We start from the raw sequence: 21078 nt of genomic DNA, 5'->3' as shown, positions 1-21078 counted from the left end.
TCACTTATTGTGAAACTTTGACCATTGCAGGTCTTAGTGTTTTTTCGTTAATTAAATAACCTTTTTGTAAAACTTCAATTACATAGCCACTGTCATATTCGTCAGAATCTTCAGTTAAGACTGCGTGGTGATAAGTTGGGTCGAACTCTTCGCCCAAGGCTTTCATTTCAACTATACCTTCCTTTTTTAAAACATCAGTAAGTTGATCCTTTATCATAATTATCCCGTCATAAGTTGAATCCTTATCAACAATAGAATCCAAGGCTCTTTCAAAATTGTCAATGACAGGAAGTAAGTCATTTACTACTTTTTTAACCCCAAGCTCAACAAACTCAGTCTTTTGAGCTTCTGTTCTTCTCTTGTAATTTGCAAAGTCCGCTTGAAGTCTCATGAATTTGTCCATTAAAGCTTGATACTTTTCATCATCAGATGATTCATCTATAACTTCTTGACTTTCATCTTGAACTTCATCCTCTTTAACTACATCTTCTATATTTTCATTTTCCATATCTATACTTTCATCTAAATTATCTTTTTTTATATCCTCATTTGTCATGTACTCCCTCACATTTCTTTTAATCCTCTAGTAAGTGCGTCGCTAAAAGTTTTAACGACCTTAACTAATCTCGTGTAATCAATTCTAACTGGTCCAATTAGCCCAATGCTGCCATAGATGCCAAAATCCTTGGCAAAGGGTGCCCGAATAATTGTGTTTTCTTTCATTAAGCTTGCACTGTTTTCTGAACCAATAATAACTTCTACATCTCCTGTGAAGTTATCATTATTTAAGATTTGAAATAAACTGTCTCTGTCCTCAACTAAACTCATAAAATCTTTAGCCTTGTCAAGATCCCTATATTCGTCAAAATTTAAAATATTAGTGAGGCCGTCATAATAAATTTCAATGGATGAGACCTTTTTGTTAAACTTGCTTGCAATTTTTACAACATTAGAAATAAATTTTCCATGTCTTATCATATCATCGAAAAGAGAAATTTTAAGCGATTCAATTTTGTCAAAATCAATTCCCGACATCCTCTCATTTAAAACTTTCTCTATATAATAAAAATCTTCGTCAGGAATATTTTCTATTTCTAAAAAATATCTCTCAATAACTCCTCTGTCCCCTATTAGAACTAAGAGTGCAGTTTCTTCGTCGATTTTTACAAGAGTTAGTCTTTTTATCTTTGTGTCAGCCTTTTGCGGTGTAATAAGATATGCCGTGCAATTGCTGACACTGGCAAGTAAATTGACAGCATTTTTATAAAAGTCTTCAATATTTCTTGAAGTGTATAAAAGTCTGTCCTTGATTTTTTCTGAAGCATCTATATCGTGAAATTCTCTAAAAGTTTTAAAAATTTCATCTACATAAAACCTATAAGCTTTATCAGAAGGAATTCTTCCTGCTGATTGATGGGGCTTATTTAAAAAACCAAGATCTTCAAGATCTGCCATTTCATTTCTTATTGTAGCTGAACTAACTCCAAGGTCATAATCTTTGGAGAGAGTCCTTGAACCTACGGGAGTAGGCATATCAATGTACGCCTCAATTATGGCATTTAAAATATTTATTTTTCTTGAATCCATAATTCCCTCCTTTGTTAGCACTCATTAATATCGAGTGCTAATATATTTATATAGTACCCTCTTCCAATAGCTTTGTCAAGGATATTTGAAAAAATTTTTTTCTTTTATTCTCGGAAATTTTTTTAATTTTATTTTTATAAGGATACCTTAAATTTTAATTTAATATAATTTTTATTATCCATAGTCTCTGTGTGTAAACTGTTAATTTTTTTTAATTTTGCTATTTACTTCTCAAAGTTTTTTAACAGCCCCTAAAAATTTTTTATCTGATCTTAATGAATACTAATCGCTATAAATTAAATTTATTCCAATCTTAAAGCTATTTGTGTTAAAATTAGTTATTGGAGATGATTTAATTGAAAAAAAATGAAACTACATCCTTTATTATCACAATTGTAGCTGCAGTTTTACTTGCTCTTTTTGTGAGAAATTTTATTTTTAATATAGCTGTTGTAAATGGAGAATCAATGCACCCAACCTTAAATGAAAAAGACAAATTGATTTGCCTTTCCTACAAGAGATTTACAGACATACCTCGCGGCGAAATTGTTGTAATTGATGCACCAAATGACAAGAGAAATTACATTAAAAGGCTTATAGGAAAACCTGGAGACACTATAGAATTTATAGACGGTAAAGTCCTCTTAAATGGAAAAGTTTTAGAAGAAGCTTACACTTCAACTGATTATACAGAATCCGATGAAGAAAAATTTGTTTTAAAGGATGACGAGTACTTTGTCATGGGCGACAATAGACTCCCTGGCATGAGCGTGGACTCAAGATACTTTGGTCCAATCGAAAAGAAAAGAATAAAATCAGCAGCAGTTTATAGAATTTTGCCTCTTAAAAATAGAGGGAAAATTTAAACTCTGATAAAATAAAAAATCCCCTAGATTATGGAGGTAAAAATTTGAGAAATCAAAATAATATAAGAAATTTTTCAATAATAGCACATATAGATCATGGAAAATCTACCCTTGCCGACAGACTTATTGAGTCAACGGGAATGCTCACAAAAAGAGAGATGGATGAGCAAGTCCTTGACTCCATGGAGCTTGAACGTGAGAGAGGAATTACAATTAAATTAAAGGCAATTAGACTTATCTACAAGGATGACAGAGATGGCAAGGAGTACATCTTAAACTTAATTGACACTCCAGGTCATGTTGACTTCAATTACGAAGTTTCTCGTTCCCTTGCAGCTTGCGAAGGTGCCATTGTAGTTGTAGATGCTGCCCAAGGCGTTGAGGCACAAACTCTTGCAAATGTCTATCTTGCCATTGATCAAGACCTTGAACTTGTGCCTGTAATAAATAAAATAGATCTTCCTAGTGCAAGACCTGATGAAATAAAAGAAGAAATTGAAGATATTATTGGCATTGACACTGAAGGCATACCACTTATTTCTGCTAAGGAAGGCATTGGAATTGATGATGTTCTTCACTCAATTGTGGACAAAATCCCTGCACCAAGCGGCGATTACAATGCCCCACTTAAGGCTCTTATTTTCGACTCAATTTATGACTCCTACAGAGGAGTAATTTGCCATGTTAGAATAGTTGATGGCTCAGTTAAACCTGGCGATGAAATTCTAATGATGGCAACAGGTAAAACTTTTGAAGTAGTAGAAGTTGGAGTAATTGCCAATGGTCATATTACTCTAGATTCTTTAAGCGCAGGAGAAGTTGGTTACATAACTGCTTCCATTAAAAATGTAAAGGACGCAAGAGTGGGCGACACTATTACTCACAAAAATGATAAGACAACAGAACCAATGCCTGGCTACAAAAAAGTTGTTCCAATGGTCTTCTGTGGCGTCTACCCTGGCGAAGGCGAAGAGTACAATAATGTTCGTGAAGCCCTAGAAAAATTACAAGTTAATGATGCTGCCCTTGACTTTGAAGCAGAAACTTCTGTTGCTCTTGGCTTTGGTTTTAGATGTGGATTTTTGGGACTTCTTCACATGGAAATAATCCAAGAGAGACTAGAAAGAGAATTTGACTTAAACATCGTAACAACTGCCCCATCTGTTATTTATAATGTTATGAAAAAAAATGGCGATATGATTTCAATTCAAAATCCATCAAACTTACCTGATCCAACAGAAATAGATTATATGGAAGAACCAATTGTTAAGGCAGAAATTATGACTCCAACAGATTATGTTGGACAAGTTATGGAGCTTTGTCAAAATAGGCGTGGCGTCTTTAAGGATATGCAGTATCTTGAAGAAACTAGAGCACTCATAACTTATCATATGCCACTAAATGAAGTTATTTATGACTTCTTTGACGCCTTAAAATCTAAAACTCGTGGCTACGCATCTTATGACTATGAATTAATTGGCTACGAAGAATCAAATCTTGTGAAACTTGATATATTGATCAACGAAGAACTTGTTGATGCCTTTTCATTAATTGTTCACGAGTCCAATGCATACACTCGTGCGAGAAAAATTTGTGAAAAATTAAAGGATGTAATACCTAGACACCAATTTGCAGTGCCAATTCAAGCTGCCATTGGTAATAAAATTATTGCAAGAGAAACAATTCGTGCCCTTAGAAAAGATGTACTTGCAAAGTGTTACGGTGGAGATATAACAAGAAAGAGAAAACTTCTTGAAAAACAAAAGGAAGGAAAGAAGAGAATGCGTACTGTGGGTAATGTTGACATTCCACAAGATGCTTTCTTGTCAGTTTTAAAATACGATGAAGAAAAATAAAATTTCAATTTACATTCATATACCCTTTTGTGAGAGTAGATGTCACTATTGTGACTTCTGCTCTTCTCTTTTAAATAGAGAAAATGCAGAAAAATATTTTTCTTATCTTGAAAGGGAAATAAAATTAAATGAAAAATTTTTAAGGGAAAAAATTATTGACACAGTTTTTATTGGCGGTGGCACTCCCTCTTCTGTTGACGAGAAATTTATTGAGAAAATTTTAAAAGTTTTAAGTGCTTTTGAATTTTCTGAAAATCTAGAAGTTACAATAGAGTCCAACCCCAACTCCCTCACAAGAGAAAAGGCAGAAACTTATTTTTCTTCTGGCATAAATAGAATTTCCATAGGTGCACAGTCCTTTAATGATGATATTTTAAAAAAGATTGGAAGGATTCACAAGTCTTATGATATTTATAAAGCTGTGGAAAATGCAAGAAGAGCTGGATTTACAAATATAAATTTAGATTTAATGCTTGCTCTTCCCTCACAAAAACTTTCTGATATAGAAAAATCCTTTGAGGAGATAAAAAAAATAGACCTGCCCCACATCTCTTATTACTCATTAATATTAGAGAAAGGCACAAAACTCTATGAGACGCATTTAAAAAGCCCCTTAGCCTTTCCTAGTGAAGAAGATGACAGAGAAATGTATCATTATGTAGTAAATGAGCTAGAAAAAATTGGTCTTCATCAATATGAAATTTCAAACTTTGCAAAAATAGGATATGAATGCCGCCACAACTTAACTTATTGGAAGCTAAGGGATTATATTTCCTTTGGACTTTCTGCCTCATCAAATCTTTGCAATTTGCGTTACAGAAATTTTTCTGACTTCAAAAATTATTATGAATTTATAGATAAAGGGAAAAATCCAATAGAATTTTCTGAGGATTTATCAAAAATAGACAGAAAGAATGAATTTATAATGATGGGACTAAGGCTTAAATCTGGAATTGACTTAGATGAATTTGATTTAAGATTTAAAGAAGATTTTGCAAAAACTTATAAAGATGAAATAGACAAAAATATTAAATTAAGCTTAATAGAAGTAAAAGACAATAAAATTTATCTCACAGAAAAAGGCAAAGACTTATCAAACCAAGTGGAGCTTGATTTTTTCCGCTGAGAGCAAAAAAATAAGAGGTAGACAATTATCTACCTCTTTCTCTTTATTATAAAAAATAAAAAGAGAAACTCTCCCGGGAAAATTTCTCTTAGCCAGCGATTTTGCTGTTAAGTTCCTTAGCTAGTCGACTTAGCTTTCTGGAAGCTTGTTTTTTGTGAATTATATTTTTATTAGCAGCCTTTTTTAATTTTCTGTCTGCAACAATTAAAAGTTCTTTTGCATCGTCAATTCTATTTTCATCAAGTGCGATTCTAAAGTTTTTAACTGCATTTTTCATTTCAGTTCTAACAGGTTTATTGTTTTCAGCATTTCTTTTTGCTACATCAATTCTCTTAATAGCTGATTTAATATTTGCCATTATTTCACCTCCAATATTTAACGCTTTTGCTATTTTACCACGAATTTACATTGATTGCAAGGAATTTTTGTAATAGAGTTTTTATCCTAAATATTTTGGCAATATTTTATAATTATTGTCTCAAAAATTATTATTTCGTCAACAGAAGAAGTTTTGAAAAATTCATCTGCCCTTATTAACTCATTATAAAAATCTATTAAAAACTTTTTAGAAAAGTTTCTCTCATAGACTTTTATTTTTTTATCAAATTCAAACTTCGACACTCCTATTTTATTCATTATATCTGCCTGACTAATATTTTTTTCAGATAAAATTTTATAGGACAAAATGTTTTTTACTTGTCTAATTATCATATAAAAAATTACTGGATATTCTCCTCCTAGCTTTAATAGATTGTGAAATTCAATTATGGCTCTCTCACTATTTCTATCAAACATAGCATCTAAAAATGCAAAAATATTAGTGTCAATATTTTCTGTTATTAAGTTTCTTATGTCACTTTCACTTATTACGTCACTTTTTGCAGCTGCTGCAATTTTATCCATTTCAGAATTTAAGTCAAATAGTACAACCTCTTCATTTTTTGAATTATAGCCACTTTCCTTGATAAATAGAGCTGCCTGCCTGTCATCAATTTTTTTACCTTTCCTCAAAAAATAAGACTTTACAAATCTATTTGCATCTACTGGACTTAGCTTTCCAAAATCCATGTCCCTATTAATTTTTTTGAAATATTTATAGAATTTTGTTGTTTTTTTTATATTCCCTGTGTCCCAAAAAATTAAAATTACAAATTCAGATAAGTTGTCTAAAAATTCATAAAAGGAGTCCTTTAATTCATAGATGGATAGAAAGTCGCATACATCTTTTACCAAGACAACTTTTTTGTCATTCATCACTGGATAGGTCTCGCAAGCAGAAATTATGTCCTCTTGCTTAACTTCAGAGCCCTTAAATTTGGTGTAATTAAATACCTCTGTACCCTTTACATATTCATTTATTAAAAAACTTACAGCATTCTCCATTAAATATTTTTCTCGTCCGAAAAATAAATAGGCTCCGCTGTGGCTTTTATCTTGGTAAATTTTCTTGTAATTCATAATTTTCCCTCGCTGCTCTATAAAGTGCAATTGAATTTATAAACATAAGTAGAATATAAGCATAATAATCTTTCTCATGATTTTTGGTATCAACGCTTAATTTATCGTCATAAATTTTAAAGTCAACTTCTCCATCTCTTGAAGTCATATAATATATAATACCATGTCTTTCGAGACTTTGTAGAGTGACTTTGTGAGGATGACCATAAGAATTATTTACACCAGCTGAAATTACTGCAAATCTAGGCTCTGTATTTTTCAAAAGTTCATAAGATGTTGAAGTTTCTGATCCATGATGAGACACTTTTAAAATATCTATTTTGTTTTTTATCTCCCTTTCCACATCTGCAGAAATATCTCCAGTAAAAAGCGTTTTAAAGCCCTTGTGATTTACCAAAAGCACCATGGAATTGTCATTTTCATTTTGCCTATTTTCAGCATCACTTATAACTTCAACTTTAGTGTCCTCACAAATTTTTAATTTGTTTGTCTTTTTTAGCATTACAACATTAGAAAATTTTTTTGCATCTGCTAAAATTTCTGGATTCTCTGGCAAGTGGTTTATAAAAATATTTTCCACCTTATATTTCTTTAAGATTTTATTTAGATTTCCTGCGTGGTCCTCGTCAAAGTGAGATAAAAAAATTCCATCAATTTTTGAAATGCCACGCACCTTTAAAGTTGGAAATAAAAATTTCTCGGCAATTTTATTTTCATATCTTGCACCACCTGTATCTATTAAAAAATTCTTACCACGAAAACTTATGAGAGTGCAATCACCTTGGTCAATATATAAATGGCACTCCTTGTAAGTATTGTAATCTCTTAAAATCCCCAGAGATGTAGATATAAAAAATACTGCCATATAAATTTCAATCATTTTTATATTTGGCTCAATAATTTCTTTAAATTTATGTCTGTATAAAATCAGTAAAAGTAAAATGTAGTAGATAAAAATATATTCAAACTTAAAAGCCTTTAAAGTTAGAAAAAAACTTCCCTTAGCTGCAAAAATGCTCTCAAGTCCATAAGTTGCATTCATTAAAAAATTTAAAATCTTTCCAATTATTCCGGGCAAAATGCCAAGACCCATGACAAAGCCAAGTGTAATTATTACAGAATAAATAGGAACAATTATTAAATTTGAAAGGTAAACTAAAATAGAAAAACCATCAAAATAATAATTTATAATTGGGAAAAGTGAAATAATAACTGAAGTTGTCCCTACAATAGATTTTTTTACAAGACCGCTGCCTGCCAGCCTGCTATTTATGACTGGATATACAAAAACTAATCCAAAAATAGCACCATAAGATAGGATGAGTGAAATGGAATATATTGCCATAGGGTTTATAAATAAAATTATTGAAAGACTTAAAAAATAAATTTTTTTCACATCTAAATCTTTTTTTAGATAGATATTCCCCTTGTAAAGAATAAAAAATAAAAATGCCCTAAGTGCAGAAATTGGAATTCCAATTGTCACTATGTAAAAAAGAATAATACTTGTTACAAAAATATCTGTTAGCCTCTTACTTAGTCTCATCTTTTTAAAAATAAATTCTAAAAAAACTGCAAGGACGCCAATATGAAGGCCTGAGACTGCCAATATATGACTAATTCCAAGCGTATTAAATCTATCTTTATCAACTTGATCTATAAAAGACCTGTCAGCAAGAGCAATTGATGACATAAGATTTCCATTTCTATCCTCTAAATTTTCAAAATAAATTTTTTTTGCTCTATCAAGAAAAAAATTTGAAAGCTTATAAAATTTATTTGGTTCGGAAATTTTCTTAAAACTTTTTACTTTTCCTATAGCATAAATTCCCTGAGCCTTATTATTTTTATTGTAGTCAAAGTTTCCCTCATTCATAGCAGGGAGTGGAGAATTAAATTTTCCTTTAATCTTGTAAGACGCACCTCTCTGAAGTTTTTCATAAACTAAAATTTTTGTCCTTAAGTTTTTCCCATTAACATAATTTGTTTTGATTACTGATTTATTTTCACTTGAAGATACAACCTTCCCTGTGACTTCACCAGAAAAATCTTCGAGATTATAATCTCTAAAGGAATAATTTGTAAAAACTGCAAAGATAATTAGAGTAAATATATAAAGTTTAACATTATTCTTTTGTGCTACAAGAATAATTGCTAGTGCAAGAAAAAATATTGCCTTTAATAAACTTATTTTTGTAAAAATAGAAAGTATTATTCCAAACACAATTGCTGTAAAAAAATACATAGGCACCCCTCTTCATTATATATCTTTTTAAAGCGTCAAGCCACGAAATATGTTAATATATTAGTGGAGGTAATTATGAATTCTAAATACAAAAACCCTTACAAGAAAAAATACAAATTAGAAATAATTGATAAAATAAATCGAGATGGCATAACTTATGGAAAATTAATTGAAGCTCCCTTTTTCCTTGGCAGTGAAAGACTTGAACAAGACCTTTTTAAAATAAATGGAGAAGATCCAATATTTTTATCAGGAAATAAAAACTATTTTAAGATTGATGAAAATGAAAGAGAAGTTGAAATAGAAATAAATTGGAAAAACAGATTAGTGCTCATGCAAGAAAATCTTGGCAATGCCCTTGTTAGACACTTTTTAACTTCTAATACAAATTCAGATATTTTAAATTACAAGGTTGGAAAAAATTCTTCTTACATTGATGTTTTAGCAAAGGATTTTAAATACATGACTGTAAAAAATATTGAGTCCCTTGCCAACTATGCAATCTTTTCAAATCTTTCAATTGAAAATTTTGATGACCACATAAAAATTGAAAGGCTAGCTGACATTTTTTATGAAGGTCCTGCTTTAAAGAGAACTGGAGAAATTGGAATGACACTTATTTCTTCAGTAGATAAAGTAAATTCTGGTATAAGACTTACTTTGGTCTCAGGCGAAAATGCCTACAAACTTGCGAGAAATTCTCTTAATAGCTTAGAAAATATGAAAATGTACTTAAATAGCGACAGCATTGAAAATGTCTTTGCCGATGTAAAAAAATTAAAGTCAAAAAGTGCTAATAATACAGAAAAAATTTCAAACCAAGAAAAAATCATTGACTCTAAAAAGGATAATGATTTAGAAAAAAATGATGAATTTAAAAAAGTTGATAAATTAGAAAAAATTTGTGAATTTGAAAAAGTTCCAGAAACTGCAAAAAATTCTAATATTGAAATTTCATCTGAACTAGAGAAAGACATTATCTCTAATAAAAGTTTTGAAGATAAAGAAAAAAATAATGAATCAGAAAAAATTTCTCAACAAGATATAGTTATTGAAGATGCAAAAAAAGAAAAATACGATTCAAAATTCTTCCATGAAAAATATAAGCTAGAATCTTTTAAAGATTTAAACAAAGAAGTTAAAAGTAAAGAAGATTTTTCAAAAAATAAATTTAAAGAAACTCAAAAAAATAAAATTGTCGCTGAAGAAAATATAAATAATGAATTTTCCAAAAATTCATCCAATGACAATAAGGAAAAATCTCCTCTCTTCTACCAAGCAGTAGAATCTTTTAAACGCTTTGCTACAGATGTATCTGGCATAAATTACATCTACAAAGTTCTTGATGATGTAAATTTAAAAGAGCTTCGTGAAATTTCAAATTACATCCTTAAAGAAGATAATTTCATCCAAATTTATGGACTAAAAAATGGCGATAGATCAAAAATAATTGTCCTTCGCTCAATGAATTTGAATTTCAACTTAAAGAAAATTTTTGAAAAATTAAAGGAACACTTTAACTTCACTGGCACAGGCAATATGTTTACCTTAGATTTAGCTTGTAAAGAAAAAGACATAACTAGAATAATGGAAAGTTTTTTAATCGAAATAAAAAGAGAAGTTAAATAAATATAGCTCACATTAAATAATTTTATGTTTAATGTGAGCCTATATTTTAATGCAAAAGGACTGAGGGAAATTAATCCCACAGTACTTATTTTTAATAATATTTTTCATTTATATAGTGATCTATTATTGATGTCTTCATTTGATTGTCAAAAATATTTTCTTCTTTTAAAATTCTAAGTAGCCAAGGTGCCTTTGAATGAAAGATTGCCTCTTTCTTGTCTTCTAATACAATTTCGTAAAGCTCATTTCTAAGTGCCTTTGATTGACACTTGATATAATAGGCTTTTGTGTTTCTAAAATCTTGTGTCTTTAAAATGTTTAAGACAGATTTATCTTTAAGCTCGTAATATTTATTTGTTAAATTCAAATAATAATTGTAGTACTTTGAGTGTTTTTTTGTATTCCTTACATCTTTAGATAGGGCTCTATAATACTTTGCCATCACATTATAATACTGGTAATTGTACATTCCCTTTTCATAGGAGTCCACTTTGATGTAGGGCTTTGCATTTCTCATTTGAAAGTAATCAAAATTCTTTTGCAAAAATTCTCTCTTTGAGAGATCACCATTGGTATATTGCATTATAAGAAAAGACCTGTGCTCAAAAAAATCTTCAAAGAGACCCTTTCTTTTATTAAATTCCACGAAGCACCATTAAATCACACTTAGAATTATTGGAATTACCATTGCAATAACAAGTAGTATGGCAATAATTCTTACCATTGTTTTTCTATCCACTTATAACACCTTATTTGCTAGTCACTTCTATACAGTGATCCTTTAGAGATTCAGGCATGTCTTCCTTTAGATAATCAACATTGATATAAATTTCTTTATTTTCTGCATCAGGAATTTTTGAAACTTTATTATAAAGATGTTCTAAATCTTCAACGTTAAGTGATAACACTTTGTATATTCCATCAACATAAATTTTGTGTAAATCGTAATCCATTGCAAGAAGTCCACAGATAAAACCATAGAAACTGTCAATTGAGTTTAATCTGTATTCAGTTGCATTGATAAGTCTTACATTATAATCTAAACTAAAAATATGATCGTCGTCAACTTCTACGAAAGCAATATTTCCATCGCCCTTTTTCATATCATCATTTGCATTGTCGATTAACCATCTTGTCTTTCCAGAGCCTTTGCTCCCTAAAATATACTTTATCATAGTATTTCTCCTTTCACTAGATCACCTTGAGTGTATCCATTTTCATGCATAACAGCTATAATATCGTCTCTAATTTTCCACCAGGAAGTATTCCAATTGCAGAAAAGAGAATTTTCATAAGGTGCTCTTCCTATTATTCTTTCCACTATTATATCATCTTTAAGATTTCTTAAAAAGAGTATAACTTTTTTCTTGTAATCCTCTAAAGAAATTGCTTCTATTTCTCCTCTTTCGTACATCTTTCCAAGAGCAGTATCTTTTAAGATGTATAAGGCATGAATTTTTACCTCGTCAATATTTAGGACATTTAAAATTTTAGCACACTCAAGAATATCTAAGTCATCATCCCATGGAAGACCAATAATAATGTGAGTACATACATTTAAGTTCCTTCTCTTTAATTCAAGAGCAGCACTAATAAATTCAGCAAGTCCATGTCCTCTATTTAGTTTTTTTAAGCTGTGATAATTTGGCGTCTGAAGACCAATTTCAACTGTTACAAAATAATTTTTGTTTAGCTCTTCCAAAAAGTCGAGATGTTTCTTTGGAAGATAATCAGGTCTTGTGGATATGCTTACACCTACTACATCCTCAATGAGAGAATCCTCTATTACTCTCTTAAAATCCTCAAAGGGCATATAGGTGTTGGTAAAATTTTGAAAATAAGCAATATATTTATTTGCCTTATACTTACTTTTTATGTGGTCTCTATTTTTTATGAGCTGTTCTCTCACACTTCCATAATTGTTTTCAAAAGAGCCACCTTCTTCTCCACAAAAAATGCAGCCACCAACCCCACAAGTTCCATCTCTATTAGGACAAGTTAAATCAAGTTTAACAGGAAGTTTATAGACCTTTTCGCCAAACTTTTCCCTAAGAAAATCAGAATATTTTCTGTAAATCATTTAGAAAATTATTCTTCTTCCTCGTCATCAAAAATTTCTTCGAAAGTCTTTGAAACTTTTTCAAATTCTTCTTCTGATTCAATAATATCAAGTTCAACTTCATCTTCATCAATTTCTTTGTACTTGTAAAGAAATACATCTTCGCCATCTTCTTCATTTTCTGGAAGAAGTGCAATATATTCATTTTCATCACATTCAAAAATTCCAAGAACTATACATACCATTTCACTATCGTCATCAAGAGTAAGTGTTATAGTTTCATAGCCTTCTTCTTCGTGATCGTGACCACATCCGCAATCACAGTTTTCATCGTGTTCATGTAGTTTTTTTTCTTCGTTACTCATATTTACCTCCAAATTTATTTTAAATTTTCTAGTATTTTTATTAAGAAATCAAATACTCTTTCAGTTGATGAAATAGAAAGATGCTCGCCAGGTGCGTGAACTCCTTTCATATTTGGTCCAATTGAAAGCATATCTATATCGCCAATTGTTTCAACAAAAATCCCACATTCAAGTCCCGCATGAATTGCTTCAAGTTTAAATTCTTTTCCACTCACTTCTTTGTAAGATTTTTTTGCAACTTCTCTAAGTGGTGAATTTTCTTTATACTCCCATGCAGGGTATTTTGTTATAATTTCAAATTCTGCTCCAAAATTTTCTGCAGCAATTTTATTTACAAGTCCAATATATTCCTTAGAGGACTGAACTGAAGACCTGATATTAGAGATAATATTTACTGAATCTTCCTTATTTTCAATTACTCCAAGGTTTACAGAAGTTTCCACTAGACCGTGAATATTTTTACTCATGGCAATTACGCCATTAGGAAGAATATTTAAAAGACTTACAATATTATTTTTTAAATCATCAGTAAAGGCTTTGTCACTTCTAAGTTTTGACTTTTCAAAATTTAATCTAACATCAGGGTCTACTTTTCCAAGCTCTCTGACAAAATTTGAATTTAATTCCACAATAACATCTTGAATTTTTTTGATGTCATCTTCATTAACAGCAACGATAGCCTTTGCGTATCTTGGAATTGCATTAGGTTTTGCTCCACCTTCAATTTCAATTAAATCCCCATCAACTTTTTCAAAAAGTCTGTAAAGGCTTCTAGCGAGAATTTTAACTGCGTTACCTAGACCAACTTGAATTTCTTGACCAGAGTGTCCACCCTTTAGTCCATTAACAATTATTTCATAAATGTTTTTGTCTTTATCTAATTCTTTGTATTCCTTTTTTAGTTTAATAAGGTCTCTTTCTGCACCAGCGCAAGAAATACATCCAACACCTTCTGCTTCAGAGTCGATGTTTAAAAGTCTCTTAGATGTAACCATTCCCTTTTCAAGATTTGCCGCACCAGTCATTCCACTTTCTTCGTTTACTGTGAAAAGTGCCTCAATCTTTGGATGCTTATATTCATCTGCTTCTAAAAGTGCAAGTGTCATAGCGACAGCTATTCCATTGTCTGCTCCAAGAGTTGTCTCACGAGCGATAATAAAATCGCCATCTATTTCATACTTAATAGCATCTTTTGAAAAATCAATTGTACATTCAGGAGTTTTTTCGCAAACCATGTCCATGTGTCCTTGCAAAATTATGCTGTCCACATCCTCATAGCCTTTTGTCGCTTCTTTTATGATTACAACGTTTCCTATATCATCAGTTTTGTATTCCAAGTTATGTTCTTTTGCAAATTTAATTAAATAATCTCTTATTTTTTCTTCTTCGAAAGAACATCTTGGAATTTTTGTCAATTTATCAAAATAATAAAAAGTTCTATTCTCTAATAAGGTATTTATATCTTTCATTTAAACCTCCTACCTACATTATACATGAGTATAAAAAATATTTATAGTTTAAAAAGTATAATTATCTTTAAATATTTTTAGGATTTTTTCTAGACTTGTTGCATCACTTTTATCAATTTCACAAAGAACGGAATTAAACTTTTTAAGAGACTCATCTAAAAGAAAATCAATTGACGGTCTTTCTCTAAATTCATCTACTACTGCAGATAAAAAATTATTTTTTAATTCGTCTTGGTCATCCTTTGAAAGCTTTTTACTTTCAAAAAGTTTTGACATAGAAGTCATATACTCATATCTAACAAAAATAATAAATTCCGTGAAAATTTCCCCATAAGATTCTTGTGTAATTAATTTTATGATTTTAAATAAAATATTCCAGTCTAAGTCATTATTAATAACTCTTACAAGAACTTTTGTCACGCCTTTAGAGAAAGAATCATAATATTTAGGCTCTTTCTCACAAACAATATACTCTTCTACGTTTAAGTCCTTACCTGACACAGAATTAATCTTATTTATTAAATCTATAAAATTTTCCCCATAGCTTAAATCTTTATTTTTTGAAGACTTCATAAATAGATAATCAACAACAACATCTGTAATAATTTTTATATTTATAAAAAGTCCCAATTCATCATGAATTTTTCTAGTAAATACATCGTGAAGTATTTTTGAAAGAAGTGTCTTTAACTGATTTTCCGCAGATATTGTCTCTGAAGCATCTTGTTTTTTCACGTGATCGTATAAAATCATGAGTTGCTTATCAATCATCTTTAAATTGTCATTGATTGAATTCATAATTTCTCTGAAAAATCCCTCTGTTATTATGTAATTATAATTTTTGTAAAGAAGTTTGTGGTCGATTTCTCCCCAAAATACATTTACAAAAGATTTAATCTGTAGCTCAAAACAATAAATAAAAGAACCCGTATCGTATTCGCCATCAAGCTTATACATTGTGAAACCATTTGCAAGAGTTTGAGGTTGTGGGTCATCTAATTTTAATCTAATCTTTTTGTTTTTATTGGACTTGTAATAGCCTCTGTCAGACTTAATCGTAAAGTCCTCTATAATTTTTTTATAAAGAGCTTCTTCATCTTTTATAAAACGACACTCAACTCTAATACCTACTAGATCTTGGATATACTTAAACCCACGAACTGGGTCAGGAAACCTCATGAAAAAATTTCTTCTAATTAATTTTTCACGTAGAGATTCCTGAGTCTTAATTCTCGTGGTAATATTTGTAAGTCTGTCGTCATCTATTAATAAATCTGAAAAATACTTTTTAAGCTCTTTATTAACTCCAGCAAGTTCAATTCTATGATAATCAAAAAGATCTAATACATCGTCGATGTAATTAAAAAGCTCAAGTTTCATATTCCACCTAGATATTCATTTTCACTTGGTATTTTTCTTTAAGTTCAGTAATTTTTTCGTTATAAAGTGCCTGTTCCTTTTGTCTTCTAACCTGTGCTGCAATCTTATCTTTCACTTCATCAAAAGCTAAATCTCTGCCTTCATTCTTGTCATTTATTTTAATAATATGGTAGCCAAATTGTGTCTTAACTGGTTCAGTTATTGTAGCAACTTCATTATTAAAGACAGCATCTTCAAATTCCTTTACCATTTGTCCTCTAGTAAAAGTTCCAAGTTCTCCGCCCTTTTCCTTTGATGGACAAGTAGAAAATTCTTTAGCAAGACTTGCGAAATCTTCACCATTTTTTACTTTTTCATAAATTTCATTTGCCTTATCTTCTTCTGCAACTAAAATATGAGAAGCATTGGCACTTTCATTTTCCTTGAAAAGATCTTTGTTATCTTCATAGAATTTCTTGATTTCATCATCAGTCACTGATACTGTGGCAAGAAGTTTTCCAAGAGCATAAGTCTTTAACATACTTTCCTTAGTTTTTTCTAAAACTTGTGTGAACTCGTCATCCTTATCCATTCCCTTTTCCATAGCATCTTCATATAAAAGAGTTTGGTAAACAAGTTCATTAACAACTTCCTTATTCATCTCTTCGCCACCAAAATATTGTTTAAGCTGTGGGTTTAAAGAATCAATAAATAAATTGTAGTCAACTCCTGTAATTTTCTTGCCATTTACCTCTGCCAAAAGTTTATCTTTATCCATTGTTACCTCCGTAATCTATCTAAAATTATAAGTTTTCTATAAATAATGTTACCATTTGAAAAAATTTTTTTCAACTAATATAGCTAAGTGTCGCTCTGGCATAAATTTCCTTCTTTTCCCTATTTTTAAAGAAAAAATAAAGCTTATCATCTTTCAAATATACATCTATAAAAATATGGTCGCCAAGTAGCAACTCCTTAGTATAATTTATATTTATATCAGAAAATTTTTTCTTGTATAAATATTTTGGCATTGCTTCGCATAAAAGCTCTGCATATACGCTGTTGTTTACGTGATTGTTTAAGTCTATGTCCCGTCTAAGTATGATATAATCAAAATTATTTATAGGCTCTGTATCTATTGGCTCGTTAATTCTTTCAATTTTGTCAAAAAATTTCAAATCATTTATTTTATAAATTTCAGGAATTTTATCTCCTATATTCACTGGCTTTCTACTTTCTAAATCAATTAATAGAAAAATTGATGAGGCGTACGCAATTTTTTCATCGCCAAGATAAATTTCAAACTCTCTGAAGGCTTTTAAACTTTTAAATCCACTTGCCCAAGTTCTAACTTTTATCCTTTGGAAAGCTTTTGGATATTTTAATACTTTAATTCTCCACTTATAAATCATCCAAGTATAAGCTTTTGCAATCAAATCCTCATTAGCAAGTCCCACAAAATTTGAATGATGATTAGTTGTTTCTATAAAATAATTTATTATATTTTTAAGTGTAAGTTCTCCATCTCTGCACAAAAAGTCCTCTATGATAAATTCTTTTTCATAAATATTCATTTCTCTCACCAAATTTATTTTAACACAAAACACTTTATAGATTTTTTGTGAAATAAAATTTACAAATCTCTGTAAATCTCGTAAAAAGTTTACTTTAAATAGGGCTTATGTTAAAATCAACAGAAGAGATAAAAATAATCAAAGCGCCTGAGCCCAAGTGGCTGACGAGGGATAGAGTTATCGAATATCGGCGGATGCTCTAAAGGTTTCACAGCCTAAACATTTTACAAAAAATAAAAGCAATTTTATAACAAAATAAATGTAGTGAATCTCTAATAAATTTGGAGGTAGAAATATGTGCGGAATAGTTGGATATATTGGAAAAAATAATGCAACAAAATTAGTGCTGGAAGGCTTAAAAAAATTAGAATACAGAGGTTATGACTCTGCAGGCCTTTCTATGATAAGAGATAATAAACTTGTGACTTTTAAAAAGAAGGGTCGCATAAAAGTTTTAGAGGACTCCTTTGACCAAGATGAGTTCTCATCAAATATTTGTATTGGTCACACAAGATGGGCAACTCATGGAGAACCAAATGAAATAAATGCCCACCCTCATCTTTCAAGTGACAGTAAAATTTCTGTAGTTCACAATGGAATTATTGAAAATTACCTAGAACTTAAAAGCAATTTATCAAATAAAGGTTATAAATTTCTTTCACAAACTGATACAGAAATAATACCAAATGTAATTTCTGACAATTATAAGGGCAACATACTTGAAGCTGTCTTTAAAGCAACAGAAATTTTAAGAGGGGCTTACAGTCTTGGCATCATTGATGAAAATGATCCAAATAGACTTATAGCTGTGAGAAACTCTTCGCCTCTTCTCTTTGCTCTTTGTGATGATGGATATTTTGTAGCAAGTGACATTACATCTGTAATTGAACACACAAATAAAATAATTTATCTTGAAGACGGCGATATTGTAGATATGAATGAAAATTCATACACAATATATGACAAGAACCACAAAGAAGTTGAGAGAGAAATAAGTGAAGTTAAAATTTCTGCTGCTGATGCATCAAAGGAAGGTTACGATCACTTTCTCATCAAGGAAATTCACGAACAACCTCGTGTACTGCGTGAAGTTATTTCAATTAAACACAATAATTATAAAATTAATCTTCCAGCAGAAGGAAGTCTTTCCTTAGAAGAATTAAAAAACATAAATAAAATCTATATAACTGCTTGTGGAACGGCCTTTCATGCAGGAGAAGCTGGCAAATTTGCAATAGAAAATCTTGCAAAAATCCCTGTTATTTCAGAAATTGCTTCTGAATTTAGATACAAGAATATGTTCATAGACGATAAATCTCTCGTAATTTTTGTTTCACAATCAGGGGAAACTGCTGACACCTTAGCTGCCCTTAAAGAAGCTAAAAAGCAAGGTGCAAAGACACTTGCCATTACAAATGTTGTTGGCTCTTCTATTTCAAGAGAAGCTGACAAAGTTGTCTACTGTTACGCTGGCCCAGAAATTTCTGTTGCATCAACTAAGGCTTACACAACTCAAGTCATTTCACTTTACTTCTTGGCTATGGACATTGCCCTTAAGCTAAATAAAATTAGTCAAGATGAAGTAAAAGAAATAATTGAAAATATGGAAAAACTTCCAGAACAAATTGAAGAAATTTTAAAACATAAAGATGTTTTTGAAGATATTGCTGAATTAATAAAAGATGCAAAATCAATTTTCTACACAGGAAGAAGCTTAGACTATATAACTGCAAAAGAAGGAGCACTAAAGCTAAAGGAAATTTCTTATATTCACACAGAATCTTTCCCTTCTGGAGAATTAAAACACGGCTCTATCGCCCTTATAGAAGAAGGCACACCAGTTATATCAGTTGCAACACAAAGCTTGATTTTAGAAAAAACTATTTCAAATAATCAAGAACTAATTGCAAGAGGTGCCACAGTAATTTCCATTGCAGAAGAAAAAAATAATTTTGTAAGAGATTCATCAAATGTAATGATAGAAATTCCAGACACAATTGATTTACTCACACCACTTCTTGCAGTAATACCTGAACAGCTAATCGCTTATTATGCTTCAGTATTACTTGGCAATGATGTAGATAAACCAAGAAATTTGGCAAAATCAGTTACAGTTGAATAAAGAAAAAAGCTGCCTAGTGCAGCTTTTTTTAGTTTTCATAAATACTTTTAGGGTATATAATGAAAAATGGAGTTGAATTTTATGAGTGAATATATATACCTACTTATATCCCTTGTGGCACTTTTCTTTTCTTATTTATTTACTTTAATAGAAAATGCCTATCTCGCCCTTGGGCCTGTAAAACTTTCAAAGCTTGAGGATTTAGAAGTAAAAAACTTAAACATAATAAAAAAACTTGTTAAGAAAGAAAATATTTTTTCTTCAACACTTATTTTAGATTACTTTTGCAATTCACTTACTGTGATTTTTGCATCACTTTTTGCTTACACTAATTGGGGTTATCTGGGAATAATTTTGGGAATAATAATATCCACAATAATAGTAATAATTTTTGGCGAAAGTCTTCCTCGCAAATTAGGCAAAAATAATTATGAAGTCATTGTTCCTAAATATGCAAAATTTTTGAACTTTCTAATTATTTTTATAAGACCTCTATCTATGTTTATAACATTTATGTCTCAAACAATTATTAAACTTGTAATAAAAGACAAATCTTATAAGGAGCCAATTATCACTGAAGATGACCTAATTGATGCCATGGATTTAGGTATGGAAGAAGGAATTATAAATAAAAATGAGTCCATGATGATTCAAAATGTAATTGGCTTTAAGGACAATTATGCCAAGGACATAATGACACCAAGGACAGATATTGTGGCAATTGAAATTGATGATTCCTATGAAGATATTATCGAAAAAATTTCTGAATATTCTTATTCAAGAATGCCAGTGTATGAAGACAACTTAGACAATGTTATTGGCATTTTAAATGTAAAAGATATTTTCCACATGGATAGGACAAAAACCTTATCTGAAAATAAATCCTATTTCAAAAAGCCTTTCTTTACTTATGAGTACAAACCTACTGGGACACTTTTTTCTGAAATGAGACAACATAAACTATCTGTTGCCATAGTTACAGACGAATATGGTGGAACTGAAGGCATGATTACCTTTGAAGACATAATCGAAAAAATTGTGGGACAAATTTCTGACGAGTATGACACAGAAGAAGACGAAGACATAATAAATATAGGTCCAGGAAAATATTTAATCGACGCCTCAGTTAACATTGACGAAATAAATCAAAAGTTTGACACAGAACTGGAATGCCAAGAATTTGATTCCCTTGGAGGTTTTATAATCGAGCACCTTGACAGATTTCCAAAATTAAATGAAGTTATAAATATTTCAGGTTTAAAATTTACCATAGCCAAGAAAGAGAAAAATAGAATCGAAAAAATTATTTTGGAATTTCAAGAAAAAGATAAATAAAAGAAAAACTCTCTAAAGTCACTATTGG

At 30.4% G+C, this 21078-nt stretch carries 19 protein-coding genes; 6 read left to right on the top strand and 13 right to left on the bottom strand.

All coding sequences use genetic code 11. The features are described 5' to 3' along the window. Positions 1-4: 4 nt before the first annotated feature. Positions 5-556, bottom strand: a complete 552-nt coding sequence (grpE, locus tag PTSHG_RS00805; protein WP_019107027.1) for a nucleotide exchange factor GrpE — start codon at positions 554-556, stop codon at positions 5-7. Positions 557-564: 8 nt separating this feature from the next. Continuing rightward, the gene (hrcA, locus tag PTSHG_RS00800) at positions 565-1587 is read right to left on the bottom strand and encodes a heat-inducible transcriptional repressor HrcA (protein ID WP_019107026.1); all 1023 of its coding nucleotides are present in this window, start codon (positions 1585-1587) and stop codon (positions 565-567) included. Between the two features lie 356 nt (positions 1588-1943). Between hrcA and lepB the strand changes: the two genes are divergently transcribed. The 3 genes from lepB to hemW are packed head-to-tail and all read left to right on the top strand — an operon-like array spanning position 1944 to position 5435. Continuing rightward, positions 1944-2453, top strand: coding sequence for a signal peptidase I (gene lepB / locus PTSHG_RS00795; protein WP_019107025.1), 510 nt, complete (start codon positions 1944-1946; stop codon positions 2451-2453). 44 nt (positions 2454-2497) lie between these two features. After that, a complete protein-coding gene (gene lepA / locus PTSHG_RS00790; RefSeq protein WP_019107024.1) occupies positions 2498-4309 on the top strand; it encodes a translation elongation factor 4 in 1812 nt (603 codons plus the stop codon). Beyond that, positions 4296-5435: a radical SAM family heme chaperone HemW gene (hemW, locus tag PTSHG_RS00785; RefSeq protein ID WP_019107023.1), complete on the top strand. Its 1140-nt coding sequence runs from the start codon at positions 4296-4298 to the stop codon at positions 5433-5435. The genes lepA and hemW overlap by 14 nt, the downstream gene beginning before the upstream one ends. Before the next feature lie 88 nt (positions 5436-5523). Here hemW and rpsT read toward each other — a convergent pair whose 3' ends face one another. The 3 genes from rpsT to PTSHG_RS00770 all read right to left on the bottom strand — a co-directional run bounded on the left by rpsT (position 5524) and on the right by PTSHG_RS00770 (position 9138). Continuing rightward, positions 5524-5793 carry a 30S ribosomal protein S20 gene (rpsT, locus tag PTSHG_RS00780; protein ID WP_019107022.1) on the bottom strand — a complete coding sequence of 90 codons (270 nt, stop codon included), beginning with the start codon at positions 5791-5793 and terminating at the stop codon, positions 5524-5526. An 86-nt stretch (positions 5794-5879) separates the two neighbouring features. Further along, the gene (holA, locus tag PTSHG_RS00775; protein ID WP_019107021.1) at positions 5880-6893 is read right to left on the bottom strand and encodes a DNA polymerase III subunit delta; all 1014 of its coding nucleotides are present in this window, start codon (positions 6891-6893) and stop codon (positions 5880-5882) included. Further along, a complete protein-coding gene (locus tag PTSHG_RS00770; protein WP_019107020.1) occupies positions 6865-9138 on the bottom strand; it encodes a DNA internalization-related competence protein ComEC/Rec2 in 2274 nt (757 codons plus the stop codon). Before PTSHG_RS00770 ends, holA begins: the two co-directional genes overlap by 29 nt. Before the next feature lie 75 nt (positions 9139-9213). Here PTSHG_RS00770 and PTSHG_RS00765 point away from each other — a divergent pair, with 75 nt between their 5' ends. Then, on the top strand, positions 9214-10767 hold the full coding sequence (locus tag PTSHG_RS00765; protein WP_019107019.1) for a preprotein translocase subunit SecA: 1554 nt from the start codon (positions 9214-9216) through the stop codon (positions 10765-10767). A 91-nt stretch (positions 10768-10858) separates the two neighbouring features. On the opposite strand, the gene PTSHG_RS00760 is transcribed toward PTSHG_RS00765, so the two are convergent. The 8 genes from PTSHG_RS00760 to PTSHG_RS00725 form a co-directional block, all read right to left on the bottom strand. Next, positions 10859-11413, bottom strand: coding sequence for a DUF6648 family protein (locus PTSHG_RS00760; RefSeq protein ID WP_019107018.1), 555 nt, complete (start codon positions 11411-11413; stop codon positions 10859-10861). Between the two features lie 103 nt (positions 11414-11516). Then, positions 11517-11942 carry a hypothetical protein gene (locus PTSHG_RS00755; protein ID WP_019107017.1) on the bottom strand — a complete coding sequence of 142 codons (426 nt, stop codon included), beginning with the start codon at positions 11940-11942 and terminating at the stop codon, positions 11517-11519. After that, on the bottom strand, positions 11939-12847 hold the full coding sequence (mnmL, locus tag PTSHG_RS00750) for a tRNA modification radical SAM protein MnmL/YtqA (RefSeq protein WP_019107016.1): 909 nt from the start codon (positions 12845-12847) through the stop codon (positions 11939-11941). The genes PTSHG_RS00755 and mnmL overlap by 4 nt, the downstream gene beginning before the upstream one ends. An 8-nt stretch (positions 12848-12855) precedes the next feature. Further along, positions 12856-13191 (bottom strand): DUF1292 domain-containing protein, encoded by a 336-nt coding sequence (locus tag PTSHG_RS00745; protein WP_019107015.1) that lies wholly within the window; start codon positions 13189-13191, stop codon positions 12856-12858. Positions 13192-13205: 14 nt separating this feature from the next. Beyond that, positions 13206-14660, bottom strand: a complete 1455-nt coding sequence (locus tag PTSHG_RS00740) for an aminoacyl-histidine dipeptidase (protein WP_019107014.1) — start codon at positions 14658-14660, stop codon at positions 13206-13208. A 48-nt stretch (positions 14661-14708) separates the two neighbouring features. Further along, positions 14709-16040, bottom strand: a complete 1332-nt coding sequence (locus tag PTSHG_RS00735) for a GTP pyrophosphokinase (protein WP_019107013.1) — start codon at positions 16038-16040, stop codon at positions 14709-14711. A gap of 7 nt (positions 16041-16047) precedes the next feature. Continuing rightward, positions 16048-16797, bottom strand: coding sequence for a peptidylprolyl isomerase (locus tag PTSHG_RS00730; RefSeq protein ID WP_019107012.1), 750 nt, complete (start codon positions 16795-16797; stop codon positions 16048-16050). A 70-nt stretch (positions 16798-16867) separates the two neighbouring features. After that, complete coding sequence (locus PTSHG_RS00725) at positions 16868-17593, bottom strand: acyl-[acyl-carrier-protein] thioesterase (protein ID WP_019107011.1); 726 nt, start codon at positions 17591-17593, stop codon at positions 16868-16870. A gap of 295 nt (positions 17594-17888) precedes the next feature. Between PTSHG_RS00725 and glmS the strand changes: the two genes are divergently transcribed. Both glmS and PTSHG_RS00715 read left to right on the top strand, forming a co-directional pair. Next, positions 17889-19715 (top strand): glutamine--fructose-6-phosphate transaminase (isomerizing), encoded by a 1827-nt coding sequence (gene glmS, locus PTSHG_RS00720; protein WP_019107010.1) that lies wholly within the window; start codon positions 17889-17891, stop codon positions 19713-19715. Between the two features lie 81 nt (positions 19716-19796). Further along, complete coding sequence (locus tag PTSHG_RS00715; protein WP_019107009.1) at positions 19797-21050, top strand: hemolysin family protein; 1254 nt, start codon at positions 19797-19799, stop codon at positions 21048-21050. Positions 21051-21078 lie beyond the last annotated feature (28 nt).

The organism is Peptoniphilus senegalensis JC140, from assembly GCF_000321025.1.
GTDB lineage: Bacteria > Bacillota > Clostridia > Tissierellales > Peptoniphilaceae > Peptoniphilus_A > Peptoniphilus_A senegalensis.
The sequence above is the reverse complement of the archived record's forward strand: the minus strand, read 5'-3'. Positions and strand labels throughout refer to the sequence as shown.